General features: G+C 69.7%; 16 protein-coding genes. 4 read left to right on the forward strand and 12 right to left on the reverse strand.

Annotation, left to right across the window (positions count from 1 at the left end; translation table 11 throughout):
• Nucleotides 1–23: 23 nt before the first annotated feature.
• From AB4Z46_RS24855 to AB4Z46_RS24865, 3 genes are read right to left on the reverse strand one after another with little or no spacing between them, the layout of a single operon-like run.
• Nucleotides 24–554 (reverse strand): dihydrofolate reductase family protein, encoded by a 531-nt coding sequence (locus AB4Z46_RS24855; protein WP_442286216.1) that lies wholly within the window; start codon nucleotides 552–554, stop codon nucleotides 24–26.
• 53 nt (nucleotides 555–607) lie between these two features.
• Entirely contained in the window at nucleotides 608–994 is a 387-nt protein-coding gene (locus AB4Z46_RS24860; RefSeq protein WP_442286217.1) for a DUF4345 family protein, read from the reverse strand.
• Nucleotides 991–1,362, reverse strand: coding sequence for a hypothetical protein (locus AB4Z46_RS24865; protein ID WP_442286218.1), 372 nt, complete (start codon nucleotides 1,360–1,362; stop codon nucleotides 991–993). The genes AB4Z46_RS24860 and AB4Z46_RS24865 overlap by 4 nt, the downstream gene beginning before the upstream one ends.
• 235 nt (nucleotides 1,363–1,597) lie before the next feature.
• Between AB4Z46_RS24865 and AB4Z46_RS24870 the strand changes: the two genes are divergently transcribed.
• Nucleotides 1,598–2,218 carry a pentapeptide repeat-containing protein gene (locus AB4Z46_RS24870; protein WP_442286219.1) on the forward strand — a complete coding sequence of 207 codons (621 nt, stop codon included), beginning with the start codon at nucleotides 1,598–1,600 and terminating at the stop codon, nucleotides 2,216–2,218.
• Nucleotides 2,219–2,230: 12 nt separating this feature from the next.
• Here AB4Z46_RS24870 and AB4Z46_RS24875 read toward each other — a convergent pair whose 3' ends face one another.
• Both AB4Z46_RS24875 and AB4Z46_RS24880 read right to left on the reverse strand, forming a co-directional pair.
• Complete coding sequence (locus tag AB4Z46_RS24875) at nucleotides 2,231–3,718, reverse strand: N-acyl-D-amino-acid deacylase family protein (RefSeq protein ID WP_442286220.1); 1,488 nt, start codon at nucleotides 3,716–3,718, stop codon at nucleotides 2,231–2,233.
• Nucleotides 3,719–3,723: 5 nt separating this feature from the next.
• On the reverse strand, nucleotides 3,724–5,049 hold the full coding sequence (locus AB4Z46_RS24880) for an MFS transporter (RefSeq protein WP_442286221.1): 1,326 nt from the start codon (nucleotides 5,047–5,049) through the stop codon (nucleotides 3,724–3,726).
• Nucleotides 5,050–5,205: 156 nt separating this feature from the next.
• Between AB4Z46_RS24880 and AB4Z46_RS24885 the strand changes: the two genes are divergently transcribed.
• From AB4Z46_RS24885 to AB4Z46_RS24895, 3 genes are all read left to right on the forward strand, one after another.
• Nucleotides 5,206–6,021, forward strand: coding sequence for a helix-turn-helix domain-containing protein (locus tag AB4Z46_RS24885; protein ID WP_442286222.1), 816 nt, complete (start codon nucleotides 5,206–5,208; stop codon nucleotides 6,019–6,021).
• 150 nt (nucleotides 6,022–6,171) lie between these two features.
• Nucleotides 6,172–6,945, forward strand: coding sequence for an aspartate/glutamate racemase family protein (locus tag AB4Z46_RS24890; protein ID WP_442286223.1), 774 nt, complete (start codon nucleotides 6,172–6,174; stop codon nucleotides 6,943–6,945).
• Nucleotides 6,946–7,006: 61 nt separating this feature from the next.
• The gene (locus AB4Z46_RS24895; RefSeq protein ID WP_442286224.1) at nucleotides 7,007–7,996 is read left to right on the forward strand and encodes an asparaginase; all 990 of its coding nucleotides are present in this window, start codon (nucleotides 7,007–7,009) and stop codon (nucleotides 7,994–7,996) included.
• Nucleotides 7,997–8,012: 16 nt separating this feature from the next.
• Here AB4Z46_RS24895 and ligD read toward each other — a convergent pair whose 3' ends face one another.
• From ligD to AB4Z46_RS24930, 7 genes are all read right to left on the reverse strand, one after another.
• Nucleotides 8,013–10,523 carry a DNA ligase D gene (gene ligD, locus AB4Z46_RS24900; RefSeq protein WP_442286225.1) on the reverse strand — a complete coding sequence of 837 codons (2,511 nt, stop codon included), beginning with the start codon at nucleotides 10,521–10,523 and terminating at the stop codon, nucleotides 8,013–8,015.
• 78 nt (nucleotides 10,524–10,601) lie between these two features.
• Nucleotides 10,602–12,647, reverse strand: coding sequence for a phenylacetic acid degradation bifunctional protein PaaZ (gene paaZ / locus AB4Z46_RS24905; RefSeq protein ID WP_442286226.1), 2,046 nt, complete (start codon nucleotides 12,645–12,647; stop codon nucleotides 10,602–10,604).
• Nucleotides 12,648–12,669: 22 nt separating this feature from the next.
• Entirely contained in the window at nucleotides 12,670–13,422 is a 753-nt protein-coding gene (locus AB4Z46_RS24910; RefSeq protein ID WP_442286227.1) for an ABC transporter ATP-binding protein, read from the reverse strand.
• Nucleotides 13,419–15,248, reverse strand: a complete 1,830-nt coding sequence (locus AB4Z46_RS24915) for a branched-chain amino acid ABC transporter ATP-binding protein/permease (RefSeq protein ID WP_442286228.1) — start codon at nucleotides 15,246–15,248, stop codon at nucleotides 13,419–13,421. The genes AB4Z46_RS24910 and AB4Z46_RS24915 overlap by 4 nt, the downstream gene beginning before the upstream one ends.
• The gene (locus AB4Z46_RS24920; protein WP_442286229.1) at nucleotides 15,245–16,273 is read right to left on the reverse strand and encodes a branched-chain amino acid ABC transporter permease; all 1,029 of its coding nucleotides are present in this window, start codon (nucleotides 16,271–16,273) and stop codon (nucleotides 15,245–15,247) included. Before AB4Z46_RS24920 ends, AB4Z46_RS24915 begins: the two co-directional genes overlap by 4 nt.
• A gap of 91 nt (nucleotides 16,274–16,364) precedes the next feature.
• On the reverse strand, nucleotides 16,365–17,519 hold the full coding sequence (locus AB4Z46_RS24925; RefSeq protein ID WP_442286230.1) for an ABC transporter substrate-binding protein: 1,155 nt from the start codon (nucleotides 17,517–17,519) through the stop codon (nucleotides 16,365–16,367).
• Between the two features lie 65 nt (nucleotides 17,520–17,584).
• Nucleotides 17,585–18,208: a TetR/AcrR family transcriptional regulator gene (locus AB4Z46_RS24930; RefSeq protein ID WP_442286231.1), complete on the reverse strand. Its 624-nt coding sequence runs from the start codon at nucleotides 18,206–18,208 to the stop codon at nucleotides 17,585–17,587.
• Between the last annotated feature and the right edge of the window lie 90 nt (nucleotides 18,209–18,298).

Genomic DNA, 18,298 nt, shown 5'->3' on the forward strand with positions numbered 1-18,298 from the left:
GGTGCGCGCGCCGAGGCCCGGCGTCAGATCGCGTACTCGCTCTGGACCATGCCGTTCGCATATGCCGCGGTGCGCAGGTGTCGCAGAGGGACGTCGTTCTCCAGCAGGCCGAACAGAGGGATGCCGCTGCCCAGAAGGACCGGGATTCGCGTGACGATGAGCCGGTGGATCAACCGTGCCTGCAGGAAGGCCTGGATGGTCCGTCCGCCATCGATGTACAGGTGCCTGGCACCTTCGGCGGCAAGCCGCTCCAGGATCCGATGCGGTGGGCCCTCCATCCACGATACCTGGCCAGCGAGCCTGGCCGGGATGTTCGCGCTTCGGGTGCTCAGGACCACCACGCGCTTGCCGTCGAATGGCCAATCGCCCTCGAAGCCCAGGACCTTCTCGTAGGTGAACCGGCCCATGACGACCGTGTCGACCGAATCCATGAACGCCTGGTAGCCGAAGTCGCCCCCATCGACGTCCTTGTCCGTCGGCAGCCAGTCGAGGTCGCCATTCGGTCGCGCAATGAAACCGTCGACGCTCGCGGCAATGAATACGGAGGCTTTCAAGGGGGATGGGGAACGAAGGGGGCTTCGAGCATACCGCCTGAAGGCTTCGGTCTTCAACTGCCCGCGAAGTGCGCCCCCGCCATCACGAACGGAAGAACCAGCTCGGGAACCAGGTAGGCGAGCCAGACGGAATGGGGTTCCGGCAACCCCACCTTGGCGATGGACACCAGCCGGCCGATGCCCGCAAGCAGCACGCCCAGGGCCAGCAGATAGACCAGCAAGCCCTGCTGCCGGATGGTGACCGCGGCCCAGAAGCAGATCAACCCCACCGAGAAGTAGACACCGGCCATGAAGCGGTGGACATTGTCCAGGCGCGCACTGGTGTCCGGTTGCCCGAGGAACATCTGAAGGGCGCCGCCGAACAGGGCGATGGCCGCCACCAGGAACAGGCAGACGCGCACGATCACCTGGCTCGCGAGGAGTGGTGCGTCGGGTGTCATGCTTGCCCTTTGGGGGGCTGGCGGGCCCGGCCGGGCTTTGCAGCAGCCACGGCCAGTTGGCCGAGTTCGACCGTCACCCGCTCGATGGTGCCCGTGAAGGCGAAAGGCAGCTTGTAGGTGAAGTCGATCGGCGAACCGATGTCCATGCCCACGTCCAGTCCCTCGCCCAGCGAGATCTGGATCGGAATCGTGCGCTCGAGTCGTCCCTCGGCGATCTTCCGGTTGTTGGCGCTCATGTGCGCCGGATCCGAATCGAGGTAGGTGCGCCCGATCTCGCCGGGGAAGTGGAAGTCAGGGCGCGGCAGCACCTCAGGCGTGCCGCCTGCGGGGAGCTCGGCTTTCGCAGCGTTGTCGGACTTCTTTGCCATGATGGGTTCCTCGAGGGTTGCCGCAAGCCGGACATGAAGACGAAGCAACGCCCCCGCGCCTGCTTGCAAGGGCGCAAGCGTGAACTTCGCCGCGCGGGCGCGCAATTGCACTTTGGTGCATCCAGAAGATCCCGGGAGCGCCTGGCCGTCCCCGCCTGAGACAGAATGCGAGCAGCACCGGACCTCGCCCGTCCGCCCGTTTCATTCACTCGTCCTCGCCGAGGACCTCATCCCCATGGCCGATCGCGCATACGGGGCACCCGCCCCGGAGACCCACACCCGCCTCATGGGCGCCAGCTGGTATGGGGAGGACATCAGCGGGCAGCAGCACACGGCGGTGCTGTTCGGCGACCTGGACATGACCGAGGCCCGGAACACCGGAGCGATCTTCACCGACTGCACCTTCCGGAACGCGCGCTTCAATGCCTCCGTCCACACCGATGCCGCCTTCGTCAACTGCACCTTCGTGGCCTGCAAGTTCTTCGATGCCAGCTTCACCGAGTGCAAGTTCGTGGGCTGCATGTTCGACGGCTGCATGTTCGAGGTCATGAAGGTGGTCGGCGGCGACTGGTCCTTCGCCGGCCTGCCCGGTGCCGACCTGCGAAAGGCGTCGTTCAAGGGCACGCGCATGCGGGAGGTCGATCTCACCGGCGCGAGGTGCCAGGGCGGCTCGCTGCAGGACGTGGATCTGTCGGGCGCATGGCTTCGCAGCGCCGACTTCACCGGCTGCGACCTGCGAGGCAGCGACCTGGGCGCCATCGAGCCGCAGCACACGAAGCTCCAGGGCGCCATCATCACCATCGAGCAGACGGTGGCGATCGCCGAAGCGCTGGGGCTGGACGTTCGGCTGGAATAGCCGCCGTCTGCTTCAGCCAGCGCGCTCCCGCCCGCCCATCGGCCCGCGCGTCAGCACCTGTCCCGCCCGCGCCCCGGTCGACCCGCCCGCAGCCCAGGTCGGCACGCCGTTGACGATCACGCAGTCGATGCCTTCGGCCGCCTGTTCGGGGTCTGCGTAGGTGGCGGCGTCGCGCACCGTCGCGGCGTCGAAGACGACGATGTCCGCATGCTGCCCGACGGCCAGCGTGCCGCGCTCCGAAAGGCCGAAGTTGCGCGCCGTCAGGCCCGTCATCTTCCAGACGGCCGTCTCCAGCGGGAACAGGCCGACGTCGCGGGCGTAGTGGCCCAGAACGCGCGGGAAGGTTCCCCACAGCCGCGGATGCGGACTCGTGCCGGTGGGCAGGCCGTCGGAGCCGATCATGGTCTCGTCGAAGGCCATGACGCGCTGCACGTCGTCCTCGTCCATCAGAAAGGTGATCGCGCTGCCGGGCTGCAGGCGGCGCGCGGCCTCTTCCCGCGGCACGCCCCATTCCTTCGCGATGTCGTCGAGGTCGCGCCCCGCGCACTCGGGGTGCGGCGTGCTCGAGGCGATCAGCACCCGGCCGTCGAGCATGCCTCTGTCGGTGCGGATCATGGTGGAGCCGGCGTCGTAGGGGTAGCAGTCGAGCGCGACGCACTGGTGACGCATGGCCTCGCGGATGCGCGGCAAGGTCTGGGCCGTGCGGCCGAAATTGGCGCGGCCCTGCACCTTGTGATGCGAGATCACCACGGGCACGCCGAGCGCGCGGCCGATCGCGAAAGTCTCATCCAGCGATTCCATCACCTGGCCGGACTCGTCGCGCATGTGGGTCGCGAAGCGCGCATCGAAGGCGGCCAGGTCGCGCCCGACCGCAACGATCTCGCGGGTCGACGCATGCGTGGCGGGAGGGTAGAAGGTGCCGGTCGACAAGCCCAGCGCGCCGGCCTCCAGCGCCTCGCGCAACAGGCCGCGCATGGTGTCGATCTCGGCTTCGTCGGCGCTGCGGCCGAGGTCGTTCATGGCCCACACGCGCAGGTTGGTGTGGCCGACGAAGGCCGCGGCATTGAGCGCCGGCGGATCGGCGCGCAGCGCGTCGAGGTAGTCGCCGAAGCGGGCGAAGCGCAAGCCGTCGGCGCCGTCCATCAGGCCCATCGGCATCGGCAGGTCGACGCCCGCGCGCAGCGGCGCCGCGCTCATCCCGCAGTTGCCGGTGATGACCGTGGTCACGCCCTGCGAGGCCTTGAACTGCATGCCTGGCTGCAGCAGCAGCGCCTGGTCGTCGTGCGTGTGGGCATCGATGAAGCCGGGCGCGACGATGCGCCCGGCGGCTTCGATCACCTGCGCAGCCCGTGCCGACCAGAGCTCGCCGACGGCGGCGATGCGGCCGTCGCGCACGCCGACATCGGCGCGAAAGCGCGGCGCGCGCGTACCGTCGATCACGGTGCCGCCACGCACCAGCAGATCGAACGAAGCGGAATCGGACAAGTTGGGATCGGTCATCGGTTTCAGCGCTTTCGGCGCAGCACGGCCAGCATCAGCAGGCCCGAGAGCACATACAGGGTCAGCACGAAGTAGATCGCCGGCACCGGGCTGCCGGCGCGGGCATTGATGAGGCCGATGATCGGCGGACTCACCGCGCCGCCAAGGATCGCGAGGCTGTTGATGAACGCGATGCCGGTGGCCGCCACCGGCTTCGCGAGGTACTCGGTCACGACCGTGATGAACAGCGGCGTGGCCGCCGCGAGCCCGATCACGGCGATGCACAGCCCGAGCATCGAGAGCGCCAGCTGGCTCTGCGACTGGATCGTGATCCAGAGGCCGAAGGCGGCGAGGAAGCTCGACGCCGCGTAGTGCCAGCGCCGCTCCTTGCGGCGGTCGGAACTGCGGCCGATGAGGATCATCCCGACCACGCCGAGCGCCTGCGGGATCGCCGCATAGAGGCCGATCTGCACCAGGTCGGTCACGCCCCAGCCCCTGATGAGGGTGGGCATCCAGAACACCAGCGCGTAGTTGGCCCCGATCAGCAGGAAGTCGACCAGCGCCAGCGCATAGACGCGCGGATCCTTCAGCAGCGCCCGCAGGTTGCCATGGCCGCCCTGCACCGCTGCGGGGTCGCTCGCGAGCCGCTCGCGCAGCAGCGCCTTCTCGTCGGCCGACAGCCAATGGGCCTCGTCGGGCCGGTCCTGCAGCCAGAACCACGCGATCACGCCCAGCACCGAGGCGGGCAGGCCCTGCAGCAGGAACAGCCACTGCCAACCCGACCAGCCGTTCATGCCATCGAAGTGCTTCATGATGAAGCCCGACAGCGGCCCGGCGACCACGCCCGCGGCGACGGCGGCCGACATGAAGATCGCCACCACCTGCCCGCGCCGCGCGGACGGGTACCACTGCGTCAGGTAGTAGACGACGCCGGGCAGAAAGCCAGCCTCGAAGACGCCGAGCAGGAAGCGCAGCACATAGAACTGGGTGGGGGTCTGCACGAACATCGTCGCGGCAGCGACCAGTCCCCAGCAGAACATGATGCGAAGCAGGGTGGCGCGCGCGCCGATGCGCTTCAGCAGCATGCTGCTCGGCACCTCGAACAGGAAATAGCCGATGAAGAAGATGCCGGCCCCCAGACCGTAGACCTCGTCGCCGAAGGGCAGTGTCTGCTTCATCTGCAGCTGCGCGTAGCCCAGATTCACGCGGTCGATGTAGGCCACCATGTAGCAGACCATCAGCAGCGGCAGCATGCGCCAGTCGAGGCGGCGGAACAGACGCTGCGCCGCATCGGATCCGGCAGCAGCCGGCGGTGACTGGGGCGAAGTCTGGAGCGGGACGGAGGAGCTCATGAGGGGGTGGGCCCGGTGGGCCTGAAGCTGCGAAGTGTGCGGGAATTGTCAAAGCAGGCCCGCGCCGCCGCAATTGAGCGAATGCCTGAAAAATGGCGCGAACCGACGCCGCCGTCGCGTCACTTCGCATCACTCGACCTGATACGCTCGCCGGCCATGAACGAACACTTCCCCGGCAATCTCAAGCTGCTGTGCAGCCACTACCGCTCGATCGCCGAGGTGTGCCGGCGGGTGGAGATCAACCGCGCGCAGTTCAACAAGTACCTGGGCGGCCAGTCGGTGCCGACGGCGCACAACCTCAAGCGCATCTGCGACTTCTTCGGCGTCGACGAGGCCGAGATCGCGCAGCCGCCGCAGGCCTTCGCGCAACTGATCGGCGTGCGCAGGGGCGATGGCGGTGCGGCGCGCGCGGCCGCCCCGCCGGCCTACACGCACCTCGAGCACCTGCGATCGCAGTCGTCTTCGTCGCGGCTGGCCGGCCACATCGGCTACTACTTCGAGTACTACCACTCGATGTCCTCGCCCGGCCACATCCTGCGTTCGCTGGTGCACCTGCATGAAGAGGCCGGCCATTTCAGCTACGAGCGAACCGAACGGCTGCAGCGGCCCGACGCCCCGGCCGAGCACGTGCGCTGTCGCTACCTCGGCACCGCCTTCCATCTCCAGGGCAAGCTGTTCCTGGTCGACTACGAGTCGCTCACCTCCAACGAAATCTCGCAGACGGTGCTCACGCCCAGCTTCAAGAATCGCGTGACGCGGCTCAATGGGCTGAAGCTGGGCGTGTCGTCGAACGACCAGCGCGTCGCCTGCTGCACGCGCGTGGTGTGGGACTACCTCGGACCCGAGATCCGCCGCGTGAGCTGCTATCGGCAGCTCGGCCTGTTCGCCGCCGACGATCCTGGCATCGGCGCCGACATCCGCGAGCAGTTGCAGCGCGTGAAGATGGACCAAGGGCTGTTCCAGATCACCTGACGCGCGCCAGATCGCGACAAGGGCGCAAGCAACTCGCGTCGAAAGCGGGTCGGTCGCGAAATTGCCCGGAAGCGGGCGGACTTCGAGAATTCCAGGGCCGGGACACCACGCCCCGGATCTGGCCTCGTTCACCTCCGTCCCTTGTTTCGCATGACCGCTTCCCGCGCTTTCGACCCCTCCGCGACCGCCACCGACATCTCGCTCGCCGACTACCGCGCCCGTCCGGCCATCGGCATCCTCACCGGCTCGGGCCCCGAGGCCGGCATCGACCTGTGGACCAAGCTGCTGCATGAAAACCGCCGGCGCCTGGGCGTGGCCTTCCGGGGCGACGTCGACGCGCCTTCGGTCCACATCGTGTCGGACCCCGAGCTGGGCCTGTCGATGGAACTCGAGCGCACCGAGGCGCGCGTCTGGGCCGCCCTGGAGGCCGATGCCCGGGCGCTCGACGGCCGCGCGGCCGTCTACGCGATCGCCTGCAACACCCTCAACCTGTTTGCCGGCCGCTTGCAAGCGCTGGGGCTGCACGCGCAACTGATCTCGTTCACCGACGTCGTGGCGGCCTACCTGGCACGCAGCGGCGCGGCCCGCGTGTGCCTGCTCGGCGCGCGGCCGGTGGCCGAACTCGGCGCCTGGTCGCCCTACCGCGCGCTGCGCGACCGCGTCGATTTCGAGCGGCTGGGCGATGACGCCACTGCGGCGCTGCACCAGTTGATCTACGACATCAAGTGGCGCGGCGCCGCCCATCCGGGCCTGCGCGAACGCTTCGCGGCGCTGCTGTCCGGCATCGAATCGCCCACCGTCCTGCTGGCCTGCACCGAACTGCCGCTGATCGCCGACTTGCCGAGCGAGAAGCGACTCGTCGACGTCACCCAGCTGATGGCGGAAGCCTTGCTCGATCGCACCGGCGTGCACGCTGCGCCATGAGCGCCGCGCCGGGCCGCCCCAAGCAAGCTCGCACCGCAGTGCGAAGCACGAAGGTGCTCCAATGAGCGCGGCGGCGCCGCTGATCGGCGTGCTGTACACCGGCGGCACCATCGGCATGCAGTCGCGCGGGGGGCACCTCGCACCCTCGGACGACCTCGTTCGAACGCTGCACGCGACCCTGCAGGCGATGCATGGCGACCATCCGCAGTGGCGCATCACCGCACTGAGGCCGCCCATCGACAGCGCGAATGCCGGCCCCGCGACCTGGCATGCGATGGCCGAAGCCGTCCTCGCGCACGCCGACGCCGGCTGCGACGGCGTCGTGGTGCTGCACGGCACCGACACCATGGCCTACAGCGGCGCCGCGCTCGCCTTCCTGCTGCACGGGCTGGCCGTGCCGGTGGTGCTGACAGGCAGCATGCATCCCGCCACCGAGCCCGGCAGCGATGCCTGGCCCAATGTGCAGGGCGCCGTGGCCGCCTTGCGCGAGCCCGGCGCAAAGGGCGTGCGGCTGCACTTCGCCGGCCGCAGCTTGAGCGCGGTGCGTTGCACCAAGTGGCGCAGCGACGGCCTCGACGCCTTCGCCGAACGCGCGCGCCCCGATGTGCAGGCGGGCACCCCGCGCGTCACCGCCGCCGCCCCATGGCGCCTTCGCCTGCGCTGGGCGCCACGCCGTGTCGCCCTGCTCGCGCTGCACCCCGGCTTCGCGCCGGAAACACTGGATGCGCTGCGCCTGGCGGGCGTCGCCGGCTGCGTGCTGGCCTGCTACGGCAGCGGCACCGCGCCCACCGGCCACCCGGCATTCGTCGCCGCACTGCGGCGCGCGCGCGATGCCGGCATGGTGCTGGTCGCCGTCAGCCAGTGTCCCGAGGGGCGCGTGCAGATCGACACCTACGAGGCCGGCCAGCGCCTGCGCGAGGCCGGTGTGATCGATGGCGGCGCCATGACTTCGGAGGCCGCGCTCGGCAAGCTCCATGCCCTGCTGGCGGCGGGGCTCGGCGAGCCCGACTGCCAGCACTGGCTGCGGCAGGATCTGTGCGGCGAACTGTAGGAACGCCACCAGTCGCTCACGGCGGCGTGTAGCCCAGCGTCTTCATCGCCGCACCGAGGGCCTTGCGGCTCTTCTCCATCCCGGCCCAGGGCCGGTTGCCGGTGGGAAGGCGGTGCGCGATGTTCCGCACGGTCCACTGCGCGGCGCTCGCGAGCTCGGGCAGCTCGTCCCAATCGAGCGGAACCGACACGCCGAGCCCCGGCCGTGAACGCGCCGACCAGGCACTGACGGTGGTGGCGCCGAAGCCGTTGCGCAGGTAGTCGACGAAGATCTTGCCGACCCGATTGCGCGGCCCGCTCTTGGCGACGAAGCGCTCGGGGATGGTGGCCGCGAGGTGCTGCACCACCGCCTGCGAGAAGCCCTTGACCGCATCCCAGCCGTGGTCGCGCCGGATCGGCACCAGCACATGCAGGCCCTTGCCGCCGCTGGTCTTCAGGAAAGCCGGCAGACCCAGCTCGGTGAGCAGCACCTGAACCAGCAGCGCGGCTTCCTGCATCCGCGCCCACGGCACGCCCTCGCCCGGGTCGAGGTCGAAGGTCATGCGGTCGGGCGTGTCGATGGCCTTCGAGGTCGCGTTCCAGGTGTGGAGTTCGATCACGTTCATCTGCGCCGCCGACAGCAGCCCGCGCGCGCTGTCGATCTGCAGCAGCGGTTCGTGGTCGCGGTCGAGCGCGGGGTCGAGCAGCTTCACGCCCGGCATCTCGCTGTGCTGCGCATGCTTCTGGAAGAACAGCTCGCCGCCGATGCCCTCGGGCGCCCGCACCAGCGACACCGGCCGGCCCTTGAGGTGCGGCAGCATCACTTCGGCCACCTGGTCGTAGAAGGCGACCAGCTCGCCCTTGGTGATGCCGCTCTTCTTGTCGATCACGCGCTCGGCGTGGGTGATGCGCAGGTCCATGGAACGCCTTGCTCCTTTCCGGGCGCCGGCGCCCGCCGGTGCCGCGTCGGTCGGCTCGGCGCGCTCGCGCCGGATCTGCGCCGCCGGCTTGTCGCTGCGCAGGCCCTGGAACACCGAGTGGCGGATCCGGCCCTCGCGGGTCCACTCGCCGAAGGACACCTCGCAGACCAGCGCCGGCCTGACCCATTGCGCCTTGACGCCGGCCGGCTTCTCGCCGAACGGACACTGGTCGCTGGCCTGCTTGTCGAGCCGGGCCTTGATGTCGGCGAGCCGCCTTTCGTCGAAGCCCGTGCCCACGTTGCCGCAATAGACCAACTGCCCCTCGTCGTCGTGCACGCCGAGCAGCAGCGAACCGAAGCCCGAGCGCGAGCCCTTCGGCGCGGTGTAGCCGCCGATCACGAACTCCTGCCGGTGCTGATGCTTGAGCTTGATCCAGTCGGGCGAGCGGCGCGAGACGTAGCCCGACCCCTTGCGCTTGCCGACGATGCCCTCGAAGCCCAGCTTGGCCGACGACGCGAGCAGGTCGCGCGGCGCCGCCTCGAAGGCCTCGCTGTAGCGCAGCGGCGCCGGCGGCGCGTCGCCCAGCAGGCGCGCGAGCCGCGCCCGCCGCTCCTCCACCGGCAGTGCGCGCAGGTCCAGGCCATCGAGGAAGGGCGCGTCGAACAGCCAGTAGACGATGTCGGATGTGGCACCGCTGTCGAAGGCGTTCTGCAGCGCCTGGAAGTCGGGCGCACCGTGGTCGCCGGCGACCACGATCTCGCCGTCGAGCCAGGCCGATGCGGTCTTCAGCTTCGCCAGCGCCTTCGCCAGCGTCGGCAGCTTCGCGGTCCAGTCATGGCCGTTGCGCGTGATGCACTGCACCTTGCCGCCATCGATGCGGGCCAGGAGACGGTAGCCGTCGAACTTGAGTTCGTAGAGCCAGTCTCCGGGCGTGGCGGGCGGCGCGGAGGCCAGGGTCGCGAGTTGCGGTGCGAGCGCTGCGGGCAAGGCGGCCTTGCGGCCCGCGTGCTTCGCGGGTCTCTTCGCCGCGGCAGGGGCCGCGCGCGGGGCCGGGTCGTCGACGCCGCGGCCGCTCAGCACGCTGTCGGGCTCGGCCTCGACCACGTCGTAGACCGCGAGCGGACGCGCCTCGGCGTCCCTTTCCTTGATCAGCAGCCAGGGCGTCTGCTTCTCGCCCTCGCCGCGCATGCGCACCAGGGCCCAGCGGCCGCGCAGCTTGCCGCCGCGCAGGGAGAACTTGAGCTGGCCCTCCGCCAGCGCCTGGCGCGGATCGCCCTCGGGCGACCACTCGCCGCGGTCCCAGACGATCACGGTGCCGGCGCCATACTGCTTCGGTGGAATGGTGCCTTCGAAGCCGCCATAGGCGATCGGGTGGTCCTCCACCTGCACCGCCATGCGCTTGACCGTGGGGTCCAGGCAGGGGCCCTTGGGCACCGCCCAGCTCTTCAGCGTGCCGTCGAGTTCGAGCCGGAAGTCGTAGTGCAGGTGGCTCGCGTGGTGCTTCTGCACGACGAAGGACAGCACGCCCTGGGCCGGCTCGCCGCCGGCGCGAGGTTCGGGCGTCTTCTTGAAATCGCGCTTGCCGTGGTACGGCGCCAGGGCTTCGCGCGCTCGGGGGGCTGCGGGCATGGGGTCCTCCAGGCTGGCACGTTAGTGTGCATCGCCGGGCTCGCCTGTAGGAACGCGCCCCGAGTGGGGCCCCGGGGGTCAGGCCTTCTTTGCGACCAGCGTCAAGATGTCGTAGCTCGCGACCAGCTCGCCATCCTGGTTCGTCACCTCGACGTCCCAGGCGACGACGCCCTGGCCGACGCCGTTGGCGTCCTTCTTCTGGCGGTCGATCTTGCGCTTGCAGGTGAGCCGGGCGCGGATCGTGTCGCCGATGCCCACCGGCTTGACGAAGCGCAGCGTGTCGAGGCCGTAGTTGGCGAGCACCGGGCCCGGGGCCGGCGAGACGAACAGCCCGGCCGCCGCCGACAGCACGAAGTAGCCGTGCGCGATGCGCTTGCCGAACGGGCTTTCCTTGGCCGCGATCTCGTCGAAGTGCATGTAGAAGTAGTCGCCCGAGATGCCGCCGAAAGCCACGATGTCGGCCTCGCCGACGGTGCGGCGGTGCGTCAGCAGCGAGTCGCCGATGGCCAGGTCCTCGAAGTGCTTGCGGAACGGGTGCAGCTCGGACTCGTTGAGCTTGGCGCCGCGCATGTACTCGCCCGTGACCGCCGCGATCATGCTCGGCGAGCCCTGCAGCGCCGCGCGCTGCAGGTAGTGCTTGACGGCACGCAGGCCGCCGAGCTCCTCGCCGCCGCCCGCGCGGCCCGGGCCGCCATGCTTGAGGAAGGGCAGCGGCGAGCCATGGCCGGTCGATTCGGCTGCGGCCTCGCGGTCCAGCACCAGCATGCGGCCATGATGCGCGGCGGCGACCGGAATGACCCTGGCAGCGGTCGCCGGGTCCTTCGTGACCAGGGTGCCCACGAGACTGCCGCGGCCGCGCGCGGCCAGCGCCAGCGCTTCGTCGAGGCCGTCGTAGGCCATCAGCGTGCTGACCGGGCCGAAGGCCTCGATGTCGTGCACCGCGTCATTGCCGAGCGGGTCGCGGGCGAGCAGCAGGGTCGGTGCGAAGAAGGCGCCTTCGGCCACGCCCTCGCCCTGCGGCGCGAAGCCGTCGCGCTCGCCGTAGACCAGCTCGGCGCCCTGCATCAGCAGACGCACACGCTCGGCCACGTCGGCCTGCTGCGCATGCGAGGCCAGCGCGCCCATGCGCACGTCCTCGCGCGCCGGGTCGCCGACCACGGTCTTGGCGAGCCGCGCGCGCAGCTTCTCGGCCACCGCATCGAGGTGCTGGCGCGGCACGATGGCGCGCCGGATCGCGGTGCACTTCTGGCCCGACTTGACCGTCATCTCGCGCGCCACTTCCTTGACGAAGAGATCGAACTCCTCGTCGTCGGGCGTGACGTCGGGCGCCAGGATGGCGCAGTTCAGCGAGTCGGCCTCGGCATTGAACGGAATCGACTGGCGCACGATGTTCGGGTGCACGCGCAGCTTGGCGGCGGTGTCGGCCGAGCCGGTGAAGGTCACGACGTCCAGGCCGTCGAGCCGGTCGAGCAGGTCGCCGGTGCTGCCGATCACCAGCTGCAGGCTGCCTTCGGGCAGCAGGCCCGAGCGGTGCATGAGGCGCACCAGCGCTTCGGTCAGGTAGCTGGTCGAGGTGGCCGGCTTGCCGATGCAGGGCATGCCCGCAAGGAAGCTCGGCGCCCATTTCTCGAGCAGGCCCCAGACCGGGAAGTTGAAGGCGTTGATGTGCACCGCGACACCGCGGCGCGGCACCAGGATGTGGGTGCCCGCGAAGCCGCCCTTCTTGCCCAGCGGCATCGCCGGGCCTTCGTGCACCAGGTTGCCCGAGGGCAGCTCGTTGCCGCCGATGCCGGCGTAGGCCGCCAGCGTGCCGGCGCCGCCCTCGATGTCGACCCAGCTGTCGGCGCGCGTGGCGCCGGTGTGGGCCGAGATCGCGTAGAGCTCTTCCTTGTGCTCGGCGAGGTACTTGGCGATGGCGCGCAGGCGCTGCGCGCGCTGCTGGAAATCCATCGCCAGCAGGTTCGGCAGGCCGACCGTGCGGGCGTGGTTCAGCGCCTCGCCGAAGTCGATGGACTCGGCGTGGGTGCTCGCCACGGGCCGGCCGTTGACGGCGCTGCGCAGCACTTGCGCGCCCTGCGCGCCGAGCCAGCGGCCGCCGATGAAGCTCTGAAGGATCTGGGTCATGGGGTTCTCCCGGAAGTTGGGGTTAGACGGTCACGGCGACCGCGGCGCTCTTGTTGCCGAGGCCGAGGTAGGTGTCGATGATCCGGCGGTCGTGCAGCAGATCCTGCGCCGGACCGGTGAGCGCGACCGCGCCGGTTTCCAGCACGTAGCCGCGGTCGGCGACCTGCAGCGCGGCGCGCGCGTTCTGCTCCACCAGCAGCACCGAGACGCCGTGCGCGCGCAGCGAGGACACCACGTGCAGCACCTCGCGCACGATCAGCGGCGCCAGGCCGAGCGAGGGCTCGTCGAGCATCAGCAGGCGCGGCCGCGCCATCAGTGCGCGGCCGATGGCCAGCATCTGGCGCTCGCCGCCCGACAGCGTGCTGGCGAGCTGCGCGCGACGCTCCTTCAGGCGCGGGAAGATCGCGAAGACTTCGTCCATGCGCTCCTTCTGGTCGCGGCGGCCGGTGCGCCAGCGGTAGAAGCCGCCGAGCAGCAGGTTGTCCTCGACCGACATCTCGCCGAACAGTTCGCGCCGCTCGGGCACCAGCGCCACGCCGCGCGCGACCATGGCCTCGACGCTGGGCCTGGCGATGCGCTCGCCCGCGAGGGTCAGGCTGCCGCTGGAGGGCAGCAGGCCCATCGCGGCGCACAGCAGCGTGGTCTTGCCGGCGCCGTTGGGACCGATGACGGTGACGATCTCGCCCTCGTCGACGCGCAACGCGACGCGGTGCACCGCCTCGACCGCGCCGTAGGCGACGCTGAAGTCCTGCAATTCGAAAAGTGGATTCTTCATGCGGCCACCGCGATCGGTTCGTCGTCGCTGCCGCCCAGGTAGGCGTCCAGCACACGGGGGTTGGATTGCACCTGGGCCGGCGTGCCCTCGGCGATGACGGCGCCGAACTCCAGCACCGTGATGCGGTCGGCCAGGTTCATGACGAACTCCATGTCGTGCTCGACCACCAGGATGCCCAGGCCCTCGGCGCGCAGCTGCGCGAGCAGATCGGCCAGCGCCTGCTTCTCCAGGTGGCGCAGGCCGGCGGCCGGCTCGTCGAGCAGCAGCGCGGCCGGCTGGCCCGCCAGCGCGCGCGCGATCTCGACCACGCGCTGCTGGCCCAGTGCCAGCGAAGCGGCCGGCGCATCGGCATGTGCGCCGAGTCCGCAGCGTTCGATCTGCCGCCGCGCCTCGGCCAGCAGCGCGGCCTCCTCGGCACGGTCCAGCCGCAGCATGGAAGCGATCCAGCCGCGCTGCCCGCGCCGGTGCGCGCCCAGCGCCACGTTCTCGAGCACGCTGCGCGTGCCGAGCAGCCGCACGTGCTGGAAGGTGCGCCCCAGGCCGCGGGCCGCGAAGTCGCGCGAGGGCTTGCCGGTCATGGCCACGCCCAGCAGGCGGACCTCGCCCTCGGTCGGGTCGTCGACGCCCGAGATCATGTTGAAGAAGGTGCTCTTGCCGGCGCCGTTCGGGCCGATCAGCGCATGCACCTCGCCGGCCTTGAGCGTCATCGCGACCGCGTTGTTGGCGACCAGGCCGCCGAAGCGCTTGGTCACCCGGTCGGCCTCGAGCAGCAGCTCGCCGGCGGGCGGCAGCGATCGGCTCGCGAGCGTCGCCAGCGTTTTGGCCGGCTTCACCGGTTCCGGTTTCAGGAAGCGCCCCGTGACGCGCGCCAGCGTCGGCCACAGCCCCTCGGCGAAGCGCTGCAGCACGAACAGCATCAGGAGGCCGAACACGATCACCTCGAAGTTGCCGCTGGCGCCCAGGAGCTTGGGCAGGATGTCCTGCAGCTGCTCCTTGACCAGCGTGATCAGCGTGGCGCCGAGCACCGCGCCCCACAGGTGGCCCGATCCACCGACCACCGCCATGAACAGGTACTCGATGCCGATGTTGATGTTGAAGGGCGTCGGGTTCACGAAGCGCTGCATGTGCGCGTAGAGCCAGCCCGACAGGGCCGCCAGCAATGCGGCGAGCACGAACACCTTGACCCGGTAGCGCGCCGTGTCGACGCCCATCGACTCGGCCATCACGCGGCCCGACTTGAGCGCGCGGACGGCTCGGCCCTCGCGCGAGTCGAGCAGGTTGTGCAGCGCCCAGAGAGCGAGCAGCAGCACGGCCCAGATCAGGGGCCCCAGCGCGCGCGGCGACGCCAGCGAGAGGCCGCCGATGGTGAGCGCCGGCACGCCGGTGATGCCGGTCTGGCCGCCGAGGAACTCCAGGTTCCCGAACAGGAAGTAGAGGCTCAGGCCCCAGGCGATGGTGCACAAGGGCAGGTAGTGGCCCGAGAGCTTCAGCGTGATCGCGCCCAGGCCCCAGGCCACGGCGAAAGTCAGCACCAGCCCGAACAGCAGGCCGATCCAGGGCAGCAGCCCCGGCGCGACCACGCCCGAGAGCGCCGCGGTGGCGGCCGGCGAGGTGCAGACCCAGGCGGTCGCATAGGCGCCGACGGCGACGAAGGCCGCCTGGCCGAAAGAGGTCATGCCGCCGACGCCGGTGAGCATCACGAGGCCGGCCGCGACCAGGGAATAGAGCGCGATGTAGCTGAACAGCGTGACCGTGAACTCGGGCAGCCAGGGCCAGCTGAGCGCCAGCGCGGCAATGCACAGAAGGGTGAGATGACGCCGGGTCATTCTTCATCCTCCACATGACGGCTGCGCAGCGACCGCCACCACAGCACAGGAATGATCAAGGTGAACACCAGCACTTCCTTGAAGGCGCTGGCCCAGAACGAGGAGAAGGCCTCGAGCTGGCCCACCAGCAGTGCGCCGACCAGCGCGATCGGGTAGCTGGCGAGCCCGCCGACGATCGCGGCGACGAAGCCCTTGAGGCCGATCAGGAAGCCGGTGTCGTAATACACGGTGGTCAGCGGCGCGATCAGCAGACCCGAGACCGCGCCGATCAGCGCCGCGAGCGCGAAGCTCAGGTCGCCCGACAGGTCGGTCGGAATGCCCATCAACCGCGCGCCGACCCGGTTCATCGCGGTGGCGCGCAGCGCCTTGCCGACGATGGAGCGTTCGAAGAACAGGAACATCAGGACCACCAGCACGAAAGCGACGCCCACCACCACCAGCGACTGGCCGCTGACCGGCACGCCGCCGAGGTCGAAGCGCGCTTCCGAGAAGGCCGGCGTGCGCGAGCCTTCGGCGCCGAAGAAGAGAAGGCCGAGGCCGACCAGCACGCCATGCAGCGCCACCGAGACGATCAGCAGGATCAGCACGCTCGCGTGCGCCAGCGGGCGGTAGGTCAGCCGGTACAGCAGCGGGCCGAGCGGCGTGATGAGAAAGAGCGTCGTGACCGCCTGCAGCGCGAGCGAGCTCGGGCGCAGGCCCAGCACCAGGCCGGCGGCCAGCGCGGGGAAGAACAGCGTCCAGACCAGCGTGGACTTCCACTCGACCGTGGCGCCGCGCTGCCAGCGCCAGGCCTCGACCACCAGCGTCATCGCCGCCAGGGCGACCAGCAGCCACAGCGTGGCCGGCACGCGCCCGGCGGTCAATGCCGCCATCGACAGCGCGCCGAACGCGACGAGTTCGCCCTGCGGGATGAAGATCACCCGCGTGACGGAAAACACCAGCACCAGGGCCAAGGCCATCAGTCCGTAGACCGCGCCGTTGACGATGCCGTCCTGCCCCAGCAAGAGGGCAATCTGCAAGTCCATATTGATTCCGGATCGGCCGTGCGACGGCCTTCATTCATCGGAGGGAAAGCAGGAGGCGCCGCGCGGCGCCTCCTTCAAGCGGCTGCTGCGCTCAGTTCGCTGGGGGGATGTACTTCCAGGCGCCGTTTTCGATTTTCACCATCACGCGGGCGCGCTGATCGAGACCCAGGTGGTCGTTGGCCGTCATGTTGAACACGCCGTGCGCACCAGGCAACTCCTTGACCTGCTCCAGCGCATCGCGCAGCGCGGCACGGAACTCGGGCGTGCCGGGCTGCGCCTTCTTGAGCGCGACCGGCACCGCGGCGGCCATCAGCAGGCCGGTGTCCCAGGCATGGGCGCCGAAGGTCGACACCGTGCCCTTGCCGTTCGCGGCCTCGTAGGCGGCCACATAGGCCAGCGCCGACTTCTTCACCGGGTTGCCCGCGGGCAACTGGTCGGCCACCAGCACCGGGCCGGCCGGCAGCAGCGTGCCTTCGACATCCTTGCCGCCCACGCGCAGGAAGTCGGCGTTGGCGACGCCGTGGGTCTGGTAGATCTTGCCCGTGTAGCCGCGCTCCTTCAGGCTCTTCTGCGGCAGTGCGGCCGGCGTGCCGGAACCGGCGACCAGCACCGCGTCGGGCTTGGCCGACATCAGCTTGAGCGTCTGGCCCGTGACCGAGGTGTCGGTGCGCGCATAGCGCTCGTTGGCGACGATCTTCAGCTTCTTCAGGTCGGCGGCCTTGGTGAACTCCTGGAACCAGCCTTCGCCGTAGGCGTCGGAGAAGCCGACGAAGCCGACCGTCTTGACGCCGCTGGCGGCCATGTGCTCGGCGATCGCGAGCGACATCATGATGTCGTTCTGCGGCGTCTTGAAGACCCAGCGCTTCTTGGCGTCCATCGGCTCGATGATGCGCGCCGAGGCGGCCATCGAGATCATGGGCGTCTGGCTTTCGGCGGCGACGTCGATCATCGCCAGCGAGTTCGGCGTGGTGGTCGAGCCGAGGATCACGTCGACCTTGTTCTCGGAGATCAGCTTGCGCGTGTTGTTGACCGCGGCCGTGGTGTCGCTGGCGTCATCGAGCAGGATGTAGTTGATCTTCTGGCCGCCGATGGTCTTGGGCATCAGCGCGATCGTGTTCTTCTCGGGGATGCCGAGCGACGCGGCCGGGCCGGTGGCCGACACGGTGACGCCGACGTTGATGTCGGCCTGGGCCAGCGCCGAGGCCAGCAGCAGCGCTGCGAAAGCGATGGGTTTGAGAAGTTTCATTCGGGTGTCTCCGGTTTTTCGAGGGGTTGAGGATAAGGGGGAAAACTGGCGCGAACGGCCGGGCTTCAGCCGTCGACCGAGACCACGCGCAACGGCAGCTGCACCGCCGGCAGGCCGCCGAGGAACAGGTCGGCCACCACCGGCGCCATCGAATCGTAGTCAAGCTCGCCGTCGGGGCGCATCCAGATGAACATCCAGTTGATCATGCCGAACAGCAGCATGGTCAGCGGCTTGGCGAGCACGCCCTGCTGCAGGTCCGGCCGCAGCTCGGCCACCACGCGCGCGAAGCCGGCGACCACGGTGCGCTGGGTGTCGAGCACGCGCTGGCGATCCTCTTCCTCGAGGAACTTGACGTCCTCGGTCAGCACGCGATGCGCATGCTTGGCGCCGGCGTATTCCTCGACGAAGCGGCGGATCAGTTCGCGCAGGCGGGCCTCGGGCGCCAGGCCCTGCCGCTCGACGTCGCTCACCAGGTCCTCGAGGCGCGACACGTGGTTCTCCGCGATGCTGACCAGCAGGCTGTACTTGTCGCGGTAGTAGTGATAGAGCAGCGCCTTCGAGAAACCGCAGGCCTCGGCCACCTGGTTCATCGAGGTGGCCGAGTAGCCGCGGTTCGCGAACAGCAGCGCGGCATGCGCGAGGATCATGTCGCGTTGGTCGTCGTATCCGGCAGAACGTCCGCGGGCCATGTCAGTGCTCCACCACGCGACCGCGCGGCCCGCGACGCATGAAATCGGCGCAGCCAAATGCCAGGAATACCGCGGAACTGGCTTTGCCAG

The sequence above is a fragment of the Variovorax sp. M-6 genome (assembly GCF_052114385.1).
Lineage (GTDB): Bacteria > Pseudomonadota > Gammaproteobacteria > Burkholderiales > Burkholderiaceae_C > Variovorax.

Bases quoted from the DNA above. Each gene is read 5' to 3' on its own strand.
- AB4Z46_RS24865 (WP_442286218.1), bottom strand. From the start codon at position 1,362: ATGGCAAAGAAGTCCGACAACGCTGCGAAAGCCGAGCTCCCCGCAGGC.
- AB4Z46_RS24920 (WP_442286229.1), bottom strand. From the start codon at position 16,273: ATGGACTTGCAGATTGCCCTCTTGCTGGGGCAGGACGGCATCGTCAAC.
- AB4Z46_RS24915 (WP_442286228.1), bottom strand. From the start codon at position 15,248: ATGACCCGGCGTCATCTCACCCTTCTGTGCATTGCCGCGCTGGCGCTC.
- AB4Z46_RS24875 (WP_442286220.1), bottom strand. From the start codon at position 3,718: ATGACCGATCCCAACTTGTCCGATTCCGCTTCGTTCGATCTGCTGGTG.
- AB4Z46_RS24880 (WP_442286221.1), bottom strand. From the start codon at position 5,049: ATGAGCTCCTCCGTCCCGCTCCAGACTTCGCCCCAGTCACCGCCGGCT.
- AB4Z46_RS24860 (WP_442286217.1), bottom strand. From the start codon at position 994: ATGACACCCGACGCACCACTCCTCGCGAGCCAGGTGATCGTGCGCGTC.
- AB4Z46_RS24930 (WP_442286231.1), bottom strand. From the start codon at position 18,208: ATGGCCCGCGGACGTTCTGCCGGATACGACGACCAACGCGACATGATC.
- AB4Z46_RS24925 (WP_442286230.1), bottom strand. From the start codon at position 17,519: ATGAAACTTCTCAAACCCATCGCTTTCGCAGCGCTGCTGCTGGCCTCG.
- AB4Z46_RS24910 (WP_442286227.1), bottom strand. From the start codon at position 13,422: ATGAAGAATCCACTTTTCGAATTGCAGGACTTCAGCGTCGCCTACGGC.
- AB4Z46_RS24885 (WP_442286222.1), top strand. From the start codon at position 5,206: ATGAACGAACACTTCCCCGGCAATCTCAAGCTGCTGTGCAGCCACTAC.
- AB4Z46_RS24870 (WP_442286219.1), top strand. From the start codon at position 1,598: ATGGCCGATCGCGCATACGGGGCACCCGCCCCGGAGACCCACACCCGC.
- AB4Z46_RS24895 (WP_442286224.1), top strand. From the start codon at position 7,007: ATGAGCGCGGCGGCGCCGCTGATCGGCGTGCTGTACACCGGCGGCACC.
- AB4Z46_RS24890 (WP_442286223.1), top strand. From the start codon at position 6,172: ATGACCGCTTCCCGCGCTTTCGACCCCTCCGCGACCGCCACCGACATC.
- ligD (WP_442286225.1), bottom strand. From the start codon at position 10,523: ATGCCCGCAGCCCCCCGAGCGCGCGAAGCCCTGGCGCCGTACCACGGC.
- paaZ (WP_442286226.1), bottom strand. From the start codon at position 12,647: ATGACCCAGATCCTTCAGAGCTTCATCGGCGGCCGCTGGCTCGGCGCG.